This is a genomic window from Pseudomonas hormoni, assembly GCF_018502625.1.
Lineage (GTDB): Bacteria > Pseudomonadota > Gammaproteobacteria > Pseudomonadales > Pseudomonadaceae > Aquipseudomonas > Aquipseudomonas hormoni.
The window spans coordinates 2,402,903-2,421,942 of sequence record NZ_CP075566.1 but is presented as its reverse complement, the minus strand read 5'-3'; the positions used below and the strand labels follow the sequence as shown (position 1 = coordinate 2,421,942).

16 protein-coding genes are annotated in these 19,040 nt (G+C 57.5%); 8 read left to right on the top strand and 8 right to left on the bottom strand.

What is annotated here, in order from left to right; genetic code table 11:
• Positions 1-59: 59 nt before the first annotated feature.
• The 3 genes from KJF94_RS11240 to KJF94_RS11230 all read left to right on the top strand — a co-directional run bounded on the left by KJF94_RS11240 (position 60) and on the right by KJF94_RS11230 (position 2,664).
• A complete protein-coding gene (locus tag KJF94_RS11240; protein ID WP_250548265.1) occupies positions 60-962 on the top strand; it encodes a hypothetical protein in 903 nt (300 codons plus the stop codon).
• Between the two features lie 40 nt (positions 963-1,002).
• Entirely contained in the window at positions 1,003-1,752 is a 750-nt protein-coding gene (locus tag KJF94_RS11235) for an aspartyl/asparaginyl beta-hydroxylase domain-containing protein (protein ID WP_214383389.1), read from the top strand.
• Between the two features lie 63 nt (positions 1,753-1,815).
• Complete coding sequence (locus KJF94_RS11230; RefSeq protein WP_214383387.1) at positions 1,816-2,664, top strand: metallophosphoesterase family protein; 849 nt, start codon at positions 1,816-1,818, stop codon at positions 2,662-2,664.
• On the opposite strand, the gene KJF94_RS11225 is transcribed toward KJF94_RS11230, so the two are convergent.
• Positions 2,640-3,449, bottom strand: a complete 810-nt coding sequence (locus KJF94_RS11225; protein WP_214383385.1) for a phosphocholine cytidylyltransferase family protein — start codon at positions 3,447-3,449, stop codon at positions 2,640-2,642. The genes KJF94_RS11230 and KJF94_RS11225 overlap by 25 nt on opposite strands.
• A gap of 360 nt (positions 3,450-3,809) precedes the next feature.
• Between KJF94_RS11225 and KJF94_RS11220 the strand changes: the two genes are divergently transcribed.
• A complete protein-coding gene (locus tag KJF94_RS11220) occupies positions 3,810-6,023 on the top strand; it encodes an ELM1/GtrOC1 family putative glycosyltransferase (protein ID WP_250548264.1) in 2,214 nt (737 codons plus the stop codon).
• A 62-nt stretch (positions 6,024-6,085) separates the two neighbouring features.
• Here KJF94_RS11220 and KJF94_RS11215 read toward each other — a convergent pair whose 3' ends face one another.
• Together KJF94_RS11215 and KJF94_RS11210 are read right to left on the bottom strand one after the other, a co-directional pair.
• Positions 6,086-6,703 (bottom strand): dTMP kinase, encoded by a 618-nt coding sequence (locus KJF94_RS11215; protein WP_214383381.1) that lies wholly within the window; start codon positions 6,701-6,703, stop codon positions 6,086-6,088.
• A 212-nt stretch (positions 6,704-6,915) separates the two neighbouring features.
• Complete coding sequence (locus tag KJF94_RS11210; protein ID WP_214383379.1) at positions 6,916-7,854, bottom strand: LysR family transcriptional regulator; 939 nt, start codon at positions 7,852-7,854, stop codon at positions 6,916-6,918.
• A 127-nt stretch (positions 7,855-7,981) separates the two neighbouring features.
• Between KJF94_RS11210 and KJF94_RS11205 the strand changes: the two genes are divergently transcribed.
• Complete coding sequence (locus KJF94_RS11205) at positions 7,982-8,371, top strand: tautomerase family protein (RefSeq protein ID WP_214383377.1); 390 nt, start codon at positions 7,982-7,984, stop codon at positions 8,369-8,371.
• Positions 8,372-8,426: 55 nt separating this feature from the next.
• Here the strand turns inward: KJF94_RS11205 and KJF94_RS11200 are convergent, their stop codons facing one another.
• From KJF94_RS11200 to KJF94_RS11180, 5 genes are all read right to left on the bottom strand, one after another.
• Positions 8,427-9,296 (bottom strand): enoyl-CoA hydratase, encoded by an 870-nt coding sequence (locus tag KJF94_RS11200; protein WP_214383375.1) that lies wholly within the window; start codon positions 9,294-9,296, stop codon positions 8,427-8,429.
• Between the two features lie 49 nt (positions 9,297-9,345).
• The gene (locus tag KJF94_RS11195; RefSeq protein WP_214383373.1) at positions 9,346-10,587 is read right to left on the bottom strand and encodes a CaiB/BaiF CoA transferase family protein; all 1,242 of its coding nucleotides are present in this window, start codon (positions 10,585-10,587) and stop codon (positions 9,346-9,348) included.
• A 24-nt stretch (positions 10,588-10,611) separates the two neighbouring features.
• Positions 10,612-12,279, bottom strand: coding sequence for a GMC family oxidoreductase (locus KJF94_RS11190; protein ID WP_214383371.1), 1,668 nt, complete (start codon positions 12,277-12,279; stop codon positions 10,612-10,614).
• Between the two features lie 83 nt (positions 12,280-12,362).
• Positions 12,363-12,998, bottom strand: a complete 636-nt coding sequence (gene acuR / locus KJF94_RS11185; protein WP_214384838.1) for an acrylate utilization transcriptional regulator AcuR — start codon at positions 12,996-12,998, stop codon at positions 12,363-12,365.
• A 78-nt stretch (positions 12,999-13,076) separates the two neighbouring features.
• Positions 13,077-14,600, bottom strand: coding sequence for a CoA-acylating methylmalonate-semialdehyde dehydrogenase (locus tag KJF94_RS11180; RefSeq protein WP_214383369.1), 1,524 nt, complete (start codon positions 14,598-14,600; stop codon positions 13,077-13,079).
• Positions 14,601-15,023: 423 nt separating this feature from the next.
• Here KJF94_RS11180 and KJF94_RS11175 point away from each other — a divergent pair, with 423 nt between their 5' ends.
• The 3 genes from KJF94_RS11175 to KJF94_RS11165 are packed head-to-tail and all read left to right on the top strand — an operon-like array spanning position 15,024 to position 19,002.
• Entirely contained in the window at positions 15,024-16,322 is a 1,299-nt protein-coding gene (locus KJF94_RS11175) for a sialidase family protein (RefSeq protein WP_214384837.1), read from the top strand.
• Positions 16,319-16,933, top strand: coding sequence for a hypothetical protein (locus tag KJF94_RS11170; RefSeq protein WP_214383367.1), 615 nt, complete (start codon positions 16,319-16,321; stop codon positions 16,931-16,933). Before KJF94_RS11175 ends, KJF94_RS11170 begins: the two co-directional genes overlap by 4 nt.
• A 32-nt stretch (positions 16,934-16,965) precedes the next feature.
• On the top strand, positions 16,966-19,002 hold the full coding sequence (locus KJF94_RS11165) for an LTA synthase family protein (protein WP_214383365.1): 2,037 nt from the start codon (positions 16,966-16,968) through the stop codon (positions 19,000-19,002).
• Positions 19,003-19,040: the final 38 nt, after the last annotated feature.

Here is a 19,040-nt window from a genome sequence, read left to right as displayed (position 1 = left end):
GAGCTTCTGATTCCATGCCGCCCCCCGCGGACCTGCTTGAACAGGTCAGGGAGCAATGCATGCAACCGATGCCCGGCGAGCTGGATGGGATTGTCCAGGCATTGCACACACGCCTGGGCGATGCATTGGTGGCGCTGCTGGTCTACGGTTCATGCCTGCGCAACGGCGATCTCACCGATGGCATGGTCGACTTTTATGCGCTGGTCGATAGCTACGCTCACGCTCATCACAAGCGCTTTCAGCAGCTCGCCAACGCATGGCTTCCGCCTACCGTGATCCTCGTCAGGGTTCCTGCGCCCGATGGACAAATACTCCATGCCAAATGCGCCATCCTCTCGCTGCAGGACTTCGAGGCGGGTACCGGTTCGTGGTTTCAAAGCTACCTCTGGGCCCGTTTTGCCCAACCGTGCCGGCTCGTTTATTTCAAGGACGAGGAGGCGCACAAGCGAATCCATTTCGCACTGGCTCAAGCCGTGATGACGCTGATGGGTCGCTGCGTCGCCAATCTACCGGATCGATTCGACAGCTTTACACTATGGGAAAGAGCACTGTCGCTGACCTACGGAGCCGAGTTGCGTCCCGAGTCAGCCGATCGTCCCGGGCAACTCGTCAGGCATGACAAAGCCTATTATTCGCGCATTACCCGAGCCGCCGCGCCTGCTGTGAAGCACATTGCAGCCTGTGCGGGCGAAGAGAATTGTTATCGCAACCTTTGCCCGCCCGCAACGCGCCGAGGTTACGAACGACAGTGGAGACTCAGGCGAATCCAGGGAAGAACCTTGAACGTAGCGCGATTGGTCAAATCTTTTTTCACCTTCGAAAACGGCGTCGACTATCTCATCTGGAAGCTCGAGCGCCACTTGGGTGAGCCCATCGTGGTGACCCATCGATTGCGCCGCTTTCCGTTGGTCTTTGGATGGCCATTGCTCTGGCGCCTGTTGAAAAGCCGCCGGCTACGCTGATGACGTTGCTCCTCGCCAACGCGAACAACAGAGGCAACCCATGAATAGAGGCAAAGATCGACCAGCAAAGCGTAAGCATCGCCCTAGCGTGGCGCTCGGCTTGTGGATCATCAAGTGTCTTGAAAAGGCCATCCTGCGATATTCCACAGTGGGCGACAGCCCTTTCTTCGAGCCCCGACAGTTTGCGTGGGTTGCCGAGCTGGAAGCGAACTGGCCGAGCATTCTCAAGGAACTTGAAGCCGTCCTCCATGACCGCGACCGGCTGCCCAACTTTCAAGACATCTCCAAAGATCAGCGCAACATTACCCAGGACGACAAGTGGAAAACTTTTTTCCTCTTCGGCTATGGTTACAAAATGGATAAGAACTGTGCCGGGTGCCCTGACACCACGAGAGTGGTAGAAGCGATACCGGGCATGTTTACCGCGTTCTTTTCGATCCTGGCCCCAGGCAAACATATCCCCCTCCATCGAGGCCCTTACAACGGGCTTTTGCGCGTGCATCTAGGGCTCGTGGTGCCTGAACCTGAAGAGAGATGTCGAATTCAGGTCGGCGATCAAATCCGCCATTGGGAAAGCGGCAAATGCCTGATATTCGACGACACATACCGGCATCAAGTGTGGAACGATACGACGGGCACCCGGGTGATTTTGTTTCTTGACGTCGAACGACCGCTCAACCGACGGGGCAGACTGCTCAATAGATTCGTGCTTCGTCTGATTCGCTGGTCGCCATTCATTCAGGACGCGCGCCGCAACCATCGTGCCTGGGAGCGTGGTCTTGAACCATAGCGGCGCCAACGGACGAAAAATGAAGCGCAGAGCCCTGTCGGGTATAGAGGATTTCCAGCAACGATGACCAGTCTTCTGCATATTTCCGATACGCATTTCGGCACAGAACAGCCCCCTGTCATGCAAGCTTTCGAAACGCACGTCAAGGCTCATGGCGCCGATCTGGTACTTTTTACAGGGGACATCACGCAACGCGCCAGACGTGAGCAGTTCGCCTCGGCGCAGGCATTCATCAAGCGCATCAAGGACTACGGAGTACCGCAAGTCCTGACGATACCCGGCAACCACGATATCCCCATGTACAACCTGCTCGCGCGCATATTTTCACCCTACGGGAATTATCGCAGGTACATCGACAGCAATCTCGCACCCATTTTCGAGAATGACGATGCATTGATCATCGGTTTGAATACAACGCACCCTACACGCCGCAAAGCAGGCAAGGTCACTGCCCGGCAAGTCGAGGAAGTGGCTGAGCGGCTACAGAAGTGCGATCCGCAAAAGCTGCGCATCGTCGTCGCTCATCAACCGTTCGGCTCAATCGTCGCGTCCGACCGACGCAATCTGCAGATCGGTGCAAGGGCTGCACTGGAACGCTGGGCCTCGTCCGGGCTGGATCTGGTGATGGGGGGGCACATACATCTTCCCTATGTGCTGGCACTCAGCACGCAATATGCCGGACTGTCCAAGGAAATCTGGGGTGTGCAGGCGGGAACGACCCTCTCGTCACGTATACGCGGCAATTCCCCCAATTCGTTCAATCGACTTTATCTGGACAAACGAACAAGGCAAGTCGCTATCGAGCGCTGGGAGTATTCTGACTCCCGCGCTGCCTTTGAGCGCAGCGCCGAATTTCATTGTGACTGTGTGCTGTCTGCGTCGCCACGTCAGGACCGTGGTTTCTCGCCCTGAGCAAGGGAGAGTTCCGTGCCAGGCTCGCGGTCGGCCCAAGGCTTGACCAGTTCCTGCGCTGCCCTAAGGTCGGCAGGAAAGTCCAACTCCACCCAGCCCAACCCTTCGATTGACTGTGCGAAAACCTGTCCAGTAGTCCCTGCAAGGTAATCGATGATGCTCAAGTACCACATTTGCAAGGCTTCAGGGCGGCGCATGCTTTCTTCCAGCGCACTTCGAAACAGCGGTCCTCCCCCTGTCTGAAAATGCATCATGCCAATAGACTCCCCGTCGACAAAATCGAGCGGAATCAGTTTGCTGATGGCGCTAATTCGATCACCGATGAGTTGGACTTTCATATCGTCGCTGTCATAAGCCGGTTTCCTGTCGACCGCGAGTGTTATCGCCCTGGCAGGAGCATCAAGTAGTCGCTCCAGGACTGGCTGGTCGAATAACGTATCGCCATTAAGCAGGATGAAATCGTCATGCATGATTTGCCGAGCCATCCAACAACTGGCCAGATTATCGGCAACCTCAAAGAACGGGTTGTAAATCGTAGAAATGAAGCCTGGCCCGTAACGGTCGTTCAACACCCGTTCGACCTGCTCTGCACCATAGCCGATCACAACGGTGATCCGGCTTATCCCGGCGGCCATTAGTGCATCAATCTGCCATTCTATAACCCGCTGGCCACCGACCTCGATCAGGCACTTGGGAGTGTTCGTCGTATAGGGAAGAAGCCGTCGTCCTTGCCCGGCGCTCAATAGGATTGCAGTTGTACGAGTGCGTTGTTCGAATAGACCCATTTTCTACCGGGCTCCTGTCTAAGGATTTGAACTAGCAAGACCCTGCGATCATTTAAATACTTGCTTGGTAGACTAGAACAATCCATTCGCTCAGTTAAACCTTTCGACACCCGCCCATCGCCTCGATTCAAAAAAGCACCGCACGGAAACTTTGTCCTCGACTTCTCGTATTTCGCTCTATGCTTTGGGGATTAATTCGCCGAGGAAACGCTCATGCGCTTGGAGGGTTCAGCACAGTCATCCTCAAGCATCGATACCTGCGACCCCGTCGCCTCAGGGGACATAGGGGAACAAATCGCGATACCCCGCATCGAGCCGATAGTTTTGGTAGCCCGAGCCGGGGCACCGCAGGCACCCGCCGTGCGCATATTTCTGGGTACCGAACCTGCGCAACACCGCGCCGAGCGCATGTTTGTCTATGCGCTGGAGCAGGTGCGAAACCCGGACCGCCGCTATGAGATTTACCGGATGACGGGCCTGCCCGGTTTCGCCCAGGCGGGCTGGCGTACCGGCTTCACCAATTATCGCTTCGCTATCCCGGACCTGGCGGGGCGCCACGGTCGCGCTCTATATAACGACGTCGATCAACTCTATACCGCCGACCCGGCCCCTCTGTTCGACCAACCGATGGGCGAGCACGGCTACCTGGCGCTCTCTCCCAGAGAAACGGCTGTCATGCTCATCGACTGCGAGCGGATGCAACGCTGCTGGAATATGAAAGCAGCCACCACGACCAGCAAAAAAAAATTGCACGCGCTTGCAGCCGAAATACCGGGCTGCTTCGGGATACTGGATGCCATCTGGCACGCCCGGGATCTGGAATACAAACACGGCGAATCCCGATTGTTGCATTACACAACGCTGCATCTGCAGCCCTGGAGACCGCTGCCCGCCCAATACAGCTATCAGATCCATCCCTACGCCGAAATTTTTCTCAGCCTTGAGGAGGCGGCAGATGCCAGCGGGTATGAGCTCTACACGGCAGCGCAGCCCAGTCCTCGATTCGTTCACTCCAGTCGGGAAGTCACTACGCACCCGGCGCTTATCCCGGAAGATGTCAAGCTGCTCAGTCGTAAGCTGCAGTGCGCGAAGCTCGGGCTGATCGGACCCTGGCAACAAGCGAAGACACTCGGCCCGGCGGTCAGGCAGATCGATATTGACCAGCTTCGCCAGGTCGATTTACCCCCTCAGGATTTCATCGCGGCCCATGGTCTTGAAAAGTTGGCTCCGGAAGATCTGCCCTGGGTCATGGATCGCCTGTTCAGTCTGGCCACCCGATTGCTTTACATTCAGGCAAGGCTCAGTGGCGATGGTTCGATGATCAGCTCTGTAAGCGGTTGGCGCCGACTCCTGCGGCGCATCGCACGGCGCTATCCGGATCGTTGCTGGCAGCTCGATTGCGAGGATGAAAAGGGTCGCACGCAGCGCTTCGTCGCTGACTATGCGTTGCGTGTCAAGACGGCTGATAGCCCCAAGGTCTGGGTGTTGCTGAGCAAACATGCGGGCGACAACGCACAGCTGATTGCGATGGCCGACGCGTTGGGCTGGCCCTACGAATGCAAACGTATAACCACACCTCCCCGTCCTTATCTGCTCGACGCCCTGCTGGGCACCAGGTTGCCCAGACAGCCAGTACCGGGCCTGAGCGCGCCCTGGCCAGACCTGGTCTTGAGTTCGGGACGGCGTTGCGCCCAGGTTGCCCAATGGATCAAGCATCGCTCCAGGGGCACGACACGACTGGCCCATGTGGGACGTGCCCAGGTCCCGTTGTGGCGCTTCGACCTGGTCTTGTCGACTCCGCAATATGGGCTTGCCCTGGCAGACAATGTAGTGGACCTCCCTGCCCCGTATATGAACCCGCGCACGCTGGATCAGGCGCAACTGGAGTTATGGCGACAGCGCTTCACTTCACTGCCTCGTCCCTGGATCGCCGTCCTCGTGGGAGCAAGCGCCTCACCCTATTGTATGGACGCGGATGCAGAGGTTCGACTCGGCCGTGAAGCCAATGCTGCGGTCAAAGCCATGGGTGGCTCGATCCTGTTATCGACCAGTCCTCGCTCATCTGCAACGACCACCGATACGTTGCTGTCTGCCATTGACATCCCATGCTGGTCGTATCGATTCGGTGAGACGCAAGATAATCCTTATCCCGCATTTCTCGCGCTGGCGGATGGATTTATCGTCACCGGCGACAGCCTTTCAATGCTGACTGAGGCCTGCATGACCGGGCGTCCGGTTGCGGTATTTCCGTTGCCCATCCAACGCAGGGGCAAAGCCCGGCTTCGCCACGCACTGGAACAACGACTGGGGGTAATTGACCGGACAACAGGGGTACGTGGCACGCCCAAGCAGCAGGAGGGCTTCAGCAGACTCTATTTCAAACTCGTGTCGGGCGGATTGATAAGGCGGGAACGACAATTCGAGCAGGCGCATATCGCACTGGGCGTGATGCCCTTGTCAGAAGGGCTTATCCAGCCACCAGGCCTTTCTCCACAATTGCTGAAAAGTGCCCGCGAACGAGCCATCAACGCTATTCGCGGCTTGATAATAGGTGACCACCCATCAAGTTACTGATTGAGGGCTATGGCGCATCAATATGAAGAGCGTCTGATCAAGGCCGGCGCAGCGAGCTTCGCCTACGGGCACCGAAGGACTCTATAGATCTCGGAAACAACCTGCATCGTTGCGTCTTCGATCGTTCCTTCGTTACGGCATAAAACCCAGCCGTGATCTGCAATTGTTTGCTCGAACGCCTTGGTACAAGCGACATGTTCTTCCAGCTTATGGATCACAGTACTGCCCAGCCCACGCCCTCGTGCTGCAGCCCTTGCCCACGAAATTTCAGGGGCGGTGACAACCCCGACATGCAGGTCTGGCACTTGCACGTTTCGATCAATGTTCAACTGTAGTATTTCTGCAAACGGGACTAACCGGCGAAATGCGGCATCAGACGGGTACCAGCGATCGATCAGGATGATGCTGTCTGGTGGCTGTTTAGTCAGCACGTGCCGGGAAATCCAGGTACGGCTATCGGCAAAGCGCTCACAAACCCTCAACTCCAGATCCCGGGTGGGATTTCTGACGAGCTTGTTAACGAGGGTCATTGTTTCCCCTCTATAGGGATCGCTTTTTTTCTCGCAAAGACGGATCACCTTTTTGTTGTCTGCCCTCAGTACTTTCGTCACGGCTTCCAACAGTGTGGTTTTGCCGGCTCCCTTGGGCCCATCTAGAGAAACAAACAGCGGACGATTCATTCTTCACATAACGATTGAGATACGGTTTTTTTTGCCCGGTTCGTTCGCTGGAACCGCTTGGCGCGACTACGCGAATCGAGTGGAGGGACCTGATGAGCAGACATTGATGAACACTCTAACTTGGTTTTTGGCTAACGGGTCTCAAAATCCGGGGTTATAGCCGCTTATGACATCGGTCGTCGCCCGTAAGTTAAATCCTGAATCAAAGGCTCTCAGATAAAACCGGTCGTAAACCGCCCGCGCAAGTAGTCGACAAAAACGCTAACAGCTCTGGGCACATGGGCGGAATAAGGACGCACCAGATAAATGTCCTCCGGGAAGGCTCCTACGACTCTCCACGTTGGCAGCACCTGCACCAGTCCTCCATTTTTGAGCCCTGCTTGGGCGCTGAAGTCGGGCAAAAGCGCTATACCCAGATCAGTCAAGGCCGCATCACGCAACGCTTCGCTATTGTTGGTTGCAAAGGTGCCGCCGATAGGAACAGTCAACCGTTTCTCCTCTCCGTGCGCGAGGTCGATGCCTTCAAAAGCCCAGGCAGGCGTATCGTTGCCTCGTGGGTAGAACAGGCAGTTGTGTTCGACGAGATCTTCCGGACGTTGAGGTTCGCCGAATCTCTCCAGATAGCTGCGGGTTGCAACAAGCACCGACCGAGTCGCGCACAACTTCCAGGCGACATGGGTATCCGGGATCTGATTGCTATGCCGAACCGCCAGATCAAACCCCTCCGAGGCGATGGAGGAAATATGATCGGAAACGTCAAGCTGCACTTTGACTTCGGGATATTTTTTGAAGAACCCGGCCAGTTCCGGAATCAATTGCTGGCGCGCAAACGCGACCGGAGCCGTCAGCCGTATGAGTCCCCGTGCCACACCTGCCGAGTCTCGAACATCGGAAAAACTGCGGGCAATGTGCTCATATGCGCTGCGCACGTCACGTACCAAAGCGTTTCCCGCATCGGTCAACCGCACACTGCGCGTCGTGCGCAACACCAGGCTCAGCCCCGTGGCTTTTTCCAGTTCGGCAATTCGCTGGCTCACCGCTGACTTGCTCACCCCTAATCGGATCGCCGCCGCGGTATACGTGCCCTGCTCTGCAAGGATCGCCAACCAGTGAAGATGGGTCCAGAGTCTTTCGACTTCCACTTTCAGCATGATTTGATTGTTCTCCTGTAGAAACAATTAATTCGATTTTTGCGCCTCGTCATGAACAAAGCAACCGCTTAGTGTGGACATCAAGACCTGCGACGCAGGCATCCCCTCCATACTCGAGATTACCCACATGCCCCTGATGAAATTCGATGTCGTAGAAGGTCGTGATGATGCGCAGCTCAACGCATTACTGGATGCTGCGCATCGTGCGATGGTCGTCGCTTTTGAAGTGCCCGAACGTGATCGTTATCAGATCGTCAATGAACACCGCCCCAGCCGTATGATCGTCGAAGATACCGGGCTGGATATCCCGAGAACGAAAGACGTGATCATTGTCAGCGTCACCAGCAGACCGCGCAGTGAAGCCTCGAAGATCAAATTCTACGAGCTGCTCACTCACGAGCTACACACCCATTGCAATATCCAGCCAAGCGACGTGATCGTTTCCATTGTGATCAACGACGATGCCGACTGGAGTTTCGGCAATGGACGGGCACAGTTTCTGACGGGCGAGCTCTGATCCGCACACAGGCGTTGCAGGGGAACAGACTCAATGGCTCCCCTGCCCCCCTCATTCAGCGATGCCGGAAAACCGGAGCTCGCTTGGCGAGAAACGCCTGCATGCCTTCCTTCTGGCCGTCGGTCGCGAATGCAGCCTGGAACAATCTGCGCTCGTGCAGCATGCCTTCGGTCAGGCTCACTTCCTGCGCGCGATTGACCGCTTCTTTGGCCATTCGCACGGCGGGGGCGTTGTAGCCGGCGATGGTGTGAGCGGCCTCCAGCGCGGTTTGCAACAGATCAGCCGAAGGGACGACTCGGGCAACCAGCCCGGCTGCCTTGGCTTCGATGGCGTTGATGGTGCGACCGGTGAGGATCATGTCCATCGCCAGCGCCTTGCCGACCGATCGGGTAAGGCGCTGCGAGCCGCCGATCCCGGGCAGGATACCCAACTTGATTTCCGGTTGGCCGAACTGTGCGTCTTCTGAAGCGATAATAAAGTCACACATCATCGCCAGTTCGCAACCGCCCCCCAGTGCATAGCCGCTAACGGCTGCGATGATTGGTTTGCTGACTGTGTGCAATTGCGACCATGCCGCGAAGACGTCGTGTTGCTGCAGTTCGACGAAGGTCTTCTCAGCCATTTCTTCAATGTCCGCACCTGCGGCGAATGCCCTTGGGCTGCCGGCGATAACGATCGCGCCGATATTGTCATCGACATCGAAGCTGTGCAGCGCTGCGACCACTTCGCGGGACATGGCCACGCTCAGTGCATTGAGGCTCTTGGGTCTGTGCAGCGTGATCAGCCCGACGCGTTCGCGTCGTTCGACCAGGATCGATTCGTAGCGAGGTGTCGATGCGCTCCGGGTCTCTGTCTCGTTGCTGAGCTTGATGTTGGTGGTTGCCGATTTTTTGTCTTGGGTGGCTGGAACGGTTGCGGCTGTCATGGAGAATTCTCCTGGGGAAATGGGCAGGTATGAAAAGTGAGTCGATGTGCTAGATAGCTTCTTTCAGCAGCGATTCGTCGAAGGCACCCGTGGCTGGCGCGTAGTCTCCGGTGGGTGACATCAGCTGCGAGAGGATGCGTTCACGGTGCTCATCCAGACCCGGCGCGCGCACCGGCGTGGTGACGTCGATGTCGGCATAGGCGTTGAGCTTGATGGGATTGCCGGCGGTGCGGAAAGCACGACCGCCCTCGCCCTGCACCTGGATGATCATGTTGCGTGCGGCCAGTTGCGGATGCTCGAACAGCTTGTCGATGGTGTTGATCGGTGAGCACGGCACCCCTGCTTCGTTGAGCCGGTCAATCCAGTGTGCGATGGGGGCGGTCCGCGTGATCGCCTGTATCGCCTCGATCAACGCCGGGCGATTGCGGCAACGCTGGGCGTTGCTGAGAAACTGCGGCTCCAGCGCCATTTGCGGGCTGCCAAGTGCGTCGGCCATGAACATGAACAACTGGTCGTTACCTGCCGCGATGATGAAGCGCCCGTCTTGCGCGTCATAAGCTTCAAACGGCGAAAGCGAGGGATGGGCGTCGCCCGTGCGTGTTGGCACCTTCCCTTCCACGTCGTAAGTCGCCAACGCGGTTTCCATGAGTGCCGCCTGGCAGTCCAGCATCGCGATATCAACCCGAGAGCCCTGCGCGTCCCGGGTTCGCTTGTACAGTGATGACAGGATGCCGATCACTGCAAACAGCCCGGCACTGAGATCGCCAAAACTGGTGCCGACGCGAGCCGGCGGTGCATCGGGCCAACCGGTCAGGCTCATGATGCCGCCCATGGCCTGTACCACCATGTCGTAGCCCGGCAGGTCACTCATCGGGCCGGTCTGGCCAAAACCCGAAATGGAGGCATAAACCAGGTGCGGATGAGACTGCGCAAGCCGCTCGGCGCCGTAGCCCAGACGGTCCATTACCCCCGGCCGGAAGTTTTCTACCAAGACGTCGGCCTCGGCAAGCATGCGGTCGACCAGCTGCCGGTCCCGAGGACTTTTGAGGTCCAGCGCAATGCTTTCCTTGCCTCGGTTGAAACAGGTGAAATACGCGGAGTCATCCTCTACAAAGGGGCCAAAGGCGCGCGTGTCGTCGCCAGTGGCGAGTCGTTCGACCTTGATTACGCGGGCGCCGAGGTCAGCGAGCACCATCGTGCAATACGGACCTGACAGAACGCGTGAGAAATCAAGGACGGTGATGCCGTCCAAAGGCCCCTTCTTGGCAGGCAGGCCTTGCGAGAAATCCATAATGTTATTTCCTCTTTAGATGGATTAGTGACCGGCGATGATCCAGCGTGCGGCTTTCTCCGCGATCATCAGCGTCGGGCTGTTGGTGTTGCCGCCGGTGATGGTCGGCATGATGCTCGCATCGACGACCCGCAGGCCCTGGATGCCGTGCACTCGCAGATGGCTGTCCACGACGGCCATCGGATCGGAGGCCTTGCCCATTTTCGCCGTGCCAACGGGATGGAAAATCGTCGAGCCAATGTCGCCCGCCAGGCGTGCCAGTTGCTCGTCGGTCTGGTACTGGATGCCCGGTTTGTATTCCTCGGGGCTAAAGCCCGCCATCGCCGGCTGTGACGCGATGCGACGTGTCACACGCAGCGAATCAGCGGCCACGCGACGGTCTTCGTCGGTGCTCAAGTACTCAGGTGCAATGATTGGCGCGTCGCGGAAATCCGCGCTGCGAATCGACACCGTGCCGCGACTGGTCGGGTGGATGTTGCAGACGCTGGCGGTGATGGCGGGGAATGTGTGTAGCGGCTGGCCAAACGCTTCCAGACTCAACGGTTGTACGTGGTACTGGAGATTGGGTTGGGCATAGGACTCATCACTGCTGGTGAAAATGCCCAGTTGCGAAGGCGCCATGCTCATCGGTCCACTGCGTTTGAGTGCGTACTCAAGGGCGATAGCGGCCTTGCCCAGCAGAGACGTCGCCTTGGTGTTCAAGGTAGGCGCACCTTGCACCTTGTACACCGAACGGATCTGCAAATGGTCCTGCAGGTTTGCACCCACGCCCGGCAAATGCCGGACCACCGGAATCTGGTGATCATTCAGCAAGGCGGCATCGCCGATACCTGAAAGCTGCAGCAACTGTGGGCTTCCGATGGCGCCGGCGCTAAGAATCACTTCGCGGTTGGCCCGGACTTTACGTTGCCCGCCTTCGTGAATCAGATCGACGCCGCAACAGGTTTGTTGCCCGTCTTCACGCGGTTCAAATCGCAGACGAGAGACTTGCGCGCCGGTCCAGACAGTGAGGTTCGTGCGTTGCTTGAGGATCGGTCGAAGAAACGCTTTGGAGGCATTCCAGCGCCAGCCGCTGCGCTGATTGACGTCAAAGTAACCGACACCGCGGTTGTCCCCGCCATTGAAGTCATCGGTCGCAGCAATACCTGCCTGCTCTGCTGCCTTGGCAAAGGCATCAAGAATGTCCCAGCGCAGGCGCTGTTTTTCAACGCGCCACTCGCCGCCGTTGCTGTGCAAGGTTCTGAAGCGTGCGGCCTGGCTGTTTTCGCCCTCGGTCATCGCTGCATCGAGGCGATAGTGGTCCTCGTGAGCACGGAAGTCCTTCAGGCAGGTTTCCCAATTCCACTCTTCATCGCCAGTGACGCTTGCCCAGTGATCGTAGTCCTGAGCCTGGCCGCGCATGTAGATCATGCCGTTGATGCTTGAGCTTCCGCCCAGTGTCTTGCCGCGTGGATAGAGCAATTCGCGGCCATTGAGGCCGGCCGATGGCGCCGTTCGGAAACGCCAGTCGGTACGCGGGTTATCGATGCAATACAGATAACCCACGGGGATGTGAATCCACGGATAGTTGTCCGGGCCGCCGGCCTCGAGGAGCAACACCCGATGGTTTGGATCGGCACTGAGCCGGTTGGCCAGCAAGCAGCCGGCCGTGCCGGCGCCGATGACGATGTAGTCGAAAGTTGGCTCACTCATTGGGACGCCTCACTTCTAACGAACGATTCAAAGTCTTTCATATTAATTAGACCGATCGTATATAAAGGGTGAAAAAAAAGAGCCTAAGACCTCAGGCTCATCAAAAAAATATCTGCAAAAACCCGCAACGGCTCGCCGTTGCGCTCAAGCTTGGCGCGCAGAACAGCACCTTCCCAGCCAATCCAGAAAAACGCCGCCAAACGCGCGCTATCCGCATTCGTGGAGATTTCGCCCGCTGCCTTGGCTTCGTCCAGGCAGCGCTCGAACCGGGCCTGCCAGTCCAGAAGGACATCGGTCAGTTGTGCGCGAAAGGCTTCCGGCAACGCTCCCATTTCCTGTCCCAAGTTACCGACGAGGCAACCCCGGCGGAAATCGAATCGCTGCATGCCGTGCTCTGCTTCTTGGCAAAAGGCTTCGATGCGCTTGAGCGGTGTCAGGCTCTCGTCGAGCAGATACCGATCAAGCTTGCGCACGAAATAACGGGCGTACAGCGTGATCAGCTCACTGCCGTACGCTTCCTTGCTCGCGAAGAAATGATAGAAGGAGCCTTTGGGCACGCCGACTGACTTGAGTATTTCGTCAATGCCAGTGGCCGAAAACCCCTTCTCGGTCAAGGCGGCAACCCCGGCACGGCAAAGGGTTTCGCGTGTCTCCCGGAAGTCGCCTGCGGCTTTCGCCGGGCGACCGCGCTTGCGAGGGATAGCAGTAATGTTCGTCATGCGTCGATTAATAGACAGATCGTCTTTATAAATCAACTGATTTCTCACGCTCGCATCCCTCCTGTTGAAACAGCGGCTTTATTTCGCGGTCGGCATCGCAAACTCGGCACCTTTGCCGATGCTTTCCGGCCAGCGCTGCATGATGGATTTTTGCTTGGTGTAAAAGCGTACGCCCTCCTCTCCATAAGCATGCATGTCCCCAAACAGGCTCTTTTTCCAGCCGCCAAAGCCATGCCAGGCCATGGGCACCGGGATCGGCACGTTGATGCCGACCATGCCGACCTGGATGCGACGGCTGAACTCACGTGCCACGTTGCCGTCGCGGGTGAAGCAGGCCACGCCGTTACCGAACTCGTGGTCGTTGACCAACTGCACCGCAGTAGCGAAATCAGGCACGCGCATGCACGCAAGCACCGGGCCGAAGATTTCTTCTTTATAGATGCGCATATCCGGGGTGACATGGTCGAACAGGGTGCCGCCCATCCAAAAGCCTTCCTCGCAGCCTTCGCCAGCGTCCGCGCTATTGAAATTTCGGCCATCGACGAGCAATTGCGCGCCTTCGTTGATGCCTTGCTCGATATATCCGGTAATACGGGCATGGGCAGCCGGGGTGACGATCGGACCCATTTCAGCCGCCAGGTTGCTGCCGTTGAGGACCTTCAGGGCCTTGGTACGCTCCAGCAGTTTTGGCATGACTTTGTCAGCCACGTCGCCGACCAGCACTGCAACCGAGATCGCCATGCAGCGTTCGCCTGCCGAGCCATAACCCGCGCCGATCAGTGCATCAACGACCTGATCGACATCAGCGTCAGGCATGACCACCATATGGTTCTTCGCACCGCCCAGGGCTTGCACGCGCTTGCCGTGGCGAGCACCGGTTTCGTAGATGTAATTGGCGATTGGCGTGGAGCCGACGAAGGACACCGCTTTCACATCCGGGTGGACCAGCAACGCATCCACGGCCTCTTTGTCGCCTTGAACCACGTTGAACACGCCGTCAGGCAAACCAGCCTGCTTCAGCAAATCAGCCATGAACAGACTGGCGCTAGGATCGGTCGGGCTTGGCTTGAGAATGAAGGTGTTGCCCGCCGCGATCGCCACCGGGAACATCCACATCGGTACCATCACCGGAAAGTTAAACGGCGTGATGCCGGCGACGACACCCAAGGGTTGGCGTAGCGTCCAGTTGTCCATGTTGGTGGACACCTGATCGGAGAAGTCGCCCTTGAGCAATTGCGGAATGCCACAAGAGAATTCAACGATGTCGATACCACGGGCCACTTCGCCCTGAGCATCGGTGAAGACCTTGCCATGTTCGGCAGTGATCAGATGCGCCAGTGCGTCTTTGTTCTGGTTCAACAGTTCCAGAAACTTGAACAATACCCGGGCACGGCGGATGGGCGGCGTGTTCGACCAGGCAGGAAAGGCAGCCTGGGCGGAGGCCACTGCGGCGTCTACGTCCTGCGAGGTGCCCAGGCGCACATGGTTACTGACGGCGCCGGTGGCCGGATTGTAAACGGGTTGAGTGCGTACACCGCTGCCGACGACGTGGGCGCCGTGGATGTACTGGGCAATTTCTTTGTTGTCGATAACATGGGTCATGACAGTCTCGCTGCGGTGAATGAAATTAAATTTCACCTCCACAGTAGGCAGCAGTTATCGCCCTGACTACGGCAATAACTTGAATTGATTGTTCGTCGTAGTGAACAATCAATTAGTCGTATTTCCGCAAAATTGGCACTTCAAATACTATCGCCAACCGGTACTGGCCTTACCGATGGCCTCCAAGTGTACCGAGGGGGTGAGTCGAGTCATCCACCGTGGTAACCAGATTTTCGATTAACGGTCTGACGCCTAATGAGGCTTGCAAACTATTGATAGATTGACTGTTTTTACTGCGTACCGATTCGAATGACAGGCTACAAACATTTGCTTACAAAGCAGCAGCTCGCTAAACACCGAGCCTATAGCTACAAGTGATAGGTTGAGCTGCCTGACCTGGCCATGAGATGCACAGCCTCAATGATGCGCATCCACCTACCCACCCTCCCTGCCTTCGGGGCTTATGTTGCCCTCTCTTGCCTTTTTGCGACCGCTTGGTTCACCCATCCCGCTCCCGAGCATGCTTCCTTTGCCCAGATGAATCCGGTGAGGGCTGTGGCAGATCAAGTCGCTCAACCCATTTATACCAGTCGGTTTGCCTCATCCGGGCTGGTGGATTTCGTGCATTCCTCGGCGGTAACCGCCTTGCCGGACGGCAGCCTGATGGCGGTCTGGTTCGCCGGCACTCGCGAGGGTGCGGCCGACGTGCAGGTGCGCTCTGCCCGCTTCGACGCGGCAACCGGCGAATGGGGCGCGGAACAGGTATTGGCGACGCGGGATTCGACCCAACAGGGCACTGGAAAATACATACGCAAATTGGGTAACCCGGTCATTGCGCTCGCACCGGACAACCGCCTCTGGTTGTTCTACGTGTCCGTCTCCATGGGGGGCTGGGCCGGTAGTGCGGTCAACGTGATGGTCTCTGACGACTATGGTCGCCAGTGGTCCGAGCCACGCCAATTGATCACCTCACCCTTTCTGAATATCAGCACCCTGGTACGTTCGGCCCCGGTGTTCCATGCCGACGGATCCATCGGCTTACCGGTCTATCACGAATTTCTGGGCAAGTTTGCCGAGTACCTGTACCTGAGCGCAGACGGTGATGTGATCGACAAATTCCGCATCAGCCACGGCAATAACTCATTGCAACCCACGGTCGTTCCACTGGATGGCCAGCGCGGTATCGCCTTGTTGCGCTATGCCGGCAACACCCACCACCGTGTGCTGGCGACCCGCACTGAAGACGCCGGGCAAACCTGGAGCGAGCCTTATCCGCTCGACCCCTCGAATCCGAATTCTTCGTTGGCGGCCATCGCAACACCCGAACACGGGTTGCTGGTGGCGCTCAATGACTTGCAGGACGGGCGCTTCAAACTGAGTCTTTATGGTACCGACGCAAAAATGGATGATTGGCGCTCGCTGCGGGATCTCGACAAATCACCTGACCCAGAGGGCGATACGTTTTCACCCGAGGCGTACAAGGAAATCATCGGCAGAGAGTTTCGCGGATCCAGTGGTGCACTTCGCCAACCGCTGGAGGCTCAGTTCCTGAACAACCTAGACAGCCGAGTCTGCAAAGACCAGGCCTGCAGTTTCGAATATGAATACCCGTACTTCATCCGAAGTCCCGACGGTATGTATCACCTGGTTTATTCCTGGAACAACACCTTCATCAAGCACGTCACCTTCAACGATGCATGGTTGTCGGAGCGTGCCAAATGATCAATCTGTGGCAAGCCCATATCAGCTTCACCATTATCATCTTCCTGTTGCTGCCTTCGTTTGGTTTAAAGAGGGCCGCGCGGATCGCGCTGTTGGTCGCATTGCTGGCAGCCAGCTTCATACCGCTGGATGGCTTGTCGTTGGCTGCGTACTTACGCAGCCACATTGATGACCTTGCGGTCACGACCTTGGTGTTCATGGCGTGGGGCTGTTTACGCCGACTGAATTTACTGCCGTTTGCGCAGCAAGGTGCAACCGGCGTGTTGATCATCTTTGCCGCGATGGCGCTAGTGCTCTATCCGGCGACGCTGGGATTGAGCTATCTGGACCCTTACCGGTTTGGCTTCAGCCCGCGCCCGATGCTGATCTTCGTCGCACTGCTCACGGCAGGTCTGTTTTACCTGCGCAGTTACCTGGCCGTCGTAATGCTGGCCAGTGCGACCCTGGCTTTCATCGCCGGGATAAAACCTTCGCAAAACTATTGGGATTACCTGGTTGATCCGCTGCTGGGCCTGTATTGCTGCGCGGCACTGCTGATGCTTGCGGTGCGCTGGACGTATGGCTGGCTAAACACGCGGCGTGGCTCAGTGAAAGACTCCGGATCCGTTTGAGATTCAACGACATTTTTATTAGGGGAACAGGGATGGGTTGGCTGCAATCAAGACGTTTGCACTATTGGCTAGGCGCAACAGCGATTGCGTTTGTGCTGTTTGCAGTGCTACGGGTGGTGTTCTTTTTCGGATTCTCCGGTTTTGACGCCAGAGCATTGAGCGACGACCATGCAGTCCTCGAAACCTTGGGCATCGGCTTTCGTTTCGATCTGCGCCTGGCCATCCTGGTCATGTTGCCACTGGCGTTGCTGGCCTGGATTCCGCGTTGGAATCTTGTCAGTAGCCGCCTGCTTCGTCGATTGGCACGTGTGTATGTGTCAGCCGCCATGGGCGCCCTGCTGCTGATCTATATCGTCGATTTTGGCCATTACGCCTACCTGGGCGTAAGGATCAACGCAACCGTGCTGCGCTTCATCGAAGACGCGCAAATTTCCCGTGACATGGTTTGGCAAACCTACCCGGTCATCTGGATTTCACTGGGGTGGCTGGCAACGGTTGCACTGGTGACGCTGGCCCTGGTGCGTCTGGAACGCGTGACACTGGACCGCTCCCGCAAAGCCATCCACCCGCTCTCCGCCACATGGGGTGGCGCGTTGATGGTCGTGCTGGTGCTGCTGGGTATTTTGGGCCGTGTCGAGAACATGAACCTTGAAAACCCTGTGCCATTGCGCTGGAGCGATGCGTTCTTCTCCGGCAATAACCAGGTCGCTGCGTTGGGCCTGAACCCGGTGATTTTCCTTTACGACACGGTCAAGGTCGGCCAGTCGCGCTATGACGAAGCGCAGGTGCGTGAACACTACGCCGTGATTGCCAAGTACCTGGGGGTCGACCAGCCCGACCCGCAAACCCTGAATTTCGTCCGTCATCAATCGCCACAACCCTACAAAGTATCGAGCACACGGCCGCCGAACGTGATGTTTGTGATGCTTGAGTCCCTGGGTACCAGTGCCGTCGGCGCCTATGGCAACCCGATCAATCCGACACCCAATATCGATCGCCTGGCCACGCAGAGCTGGTTCTTCGAGCACTTCTATGTTCCGGTCACCGGGACTGCAAAAACCGTATGGGCCAGCATCAGCGGGGTTCCAGACGTCACTCGACAGGAAACCGCGACGCGTAATCCGCTGATCACCAAGCAGCACACATTGATCAATGCCTTCACCGGTTACGAGAAGATCTACACCATTGGCGGCAACTCCGGTTGGGCCAACATGAACGCCTTGATTCGGCAAAGTATCGACGGGGTTCGTTTGCTCGAAGAGCGGGACTGGCAATCCCCGGTCGTGGATGTCTGGGGGATTTCAGACCTCGACCTGTTCAAGGAAACCGACAAGATCCTGCAGGCACTGCCCAAGGACAAACCGTTCTTTGCCTATGTGCAGACGGCCGGCAACCATCGTCCCTTCACGATTCCCAAGAGCAATGACGGATTCGAGGTCAAGCACCCTACCCTCGCGGAAGTTCAGGCCGCAGGGTCGCGCAGTGTCGAGCAGTACAACGCCGTGCGCTTGCTGGACTTCAACATCGGACGCTTGATGGAAATTGCCAAGGAAGGTGGTTATTACGACAACACCATTTTCGTGCTGTTTGGCGACCACAACACCCGTATCGCCCAGATCCCTTTCCTGGCACCGGCTTATGAGCAACTGGGTCTGGAAAGCAACGCGGTGCCCATGATCATCCACGCACCGGGCCTGCTCGGCACGCGGACCGTCAAGGAAGCCGTCGGTCTGGTGGACTTGTTGCCAACCGTGGCGGGTATGGCCGGTCTTGAGTTTCGCAACAGCGGCCTGGGGCGTGATATCCAGCAGCCTTCGCCCGAGGGTGAACGCGTGGTGCCGTTGGTGCTGCGTGAAGGCACGTTCCCGTTGATTGCGGGCGTCACTCAACACTACATGGTGCAGATGCAGCACGACGGCAGCTCGCCGACGCTGCACGACCTGGCCTCACGGACGCCGCTGGACAACGTGGCCCGGCAAAACCCTGAAGAGTTCACGCGCCTGGTGCAGCTGACCCGCGGCTTGCATGAAACCTCAAGGTTGATGCTGTACCAGAACGTGCGCAAGTGACCGGGATTGCCAGCCCGATTGCGTCGGGGCCGGACTAC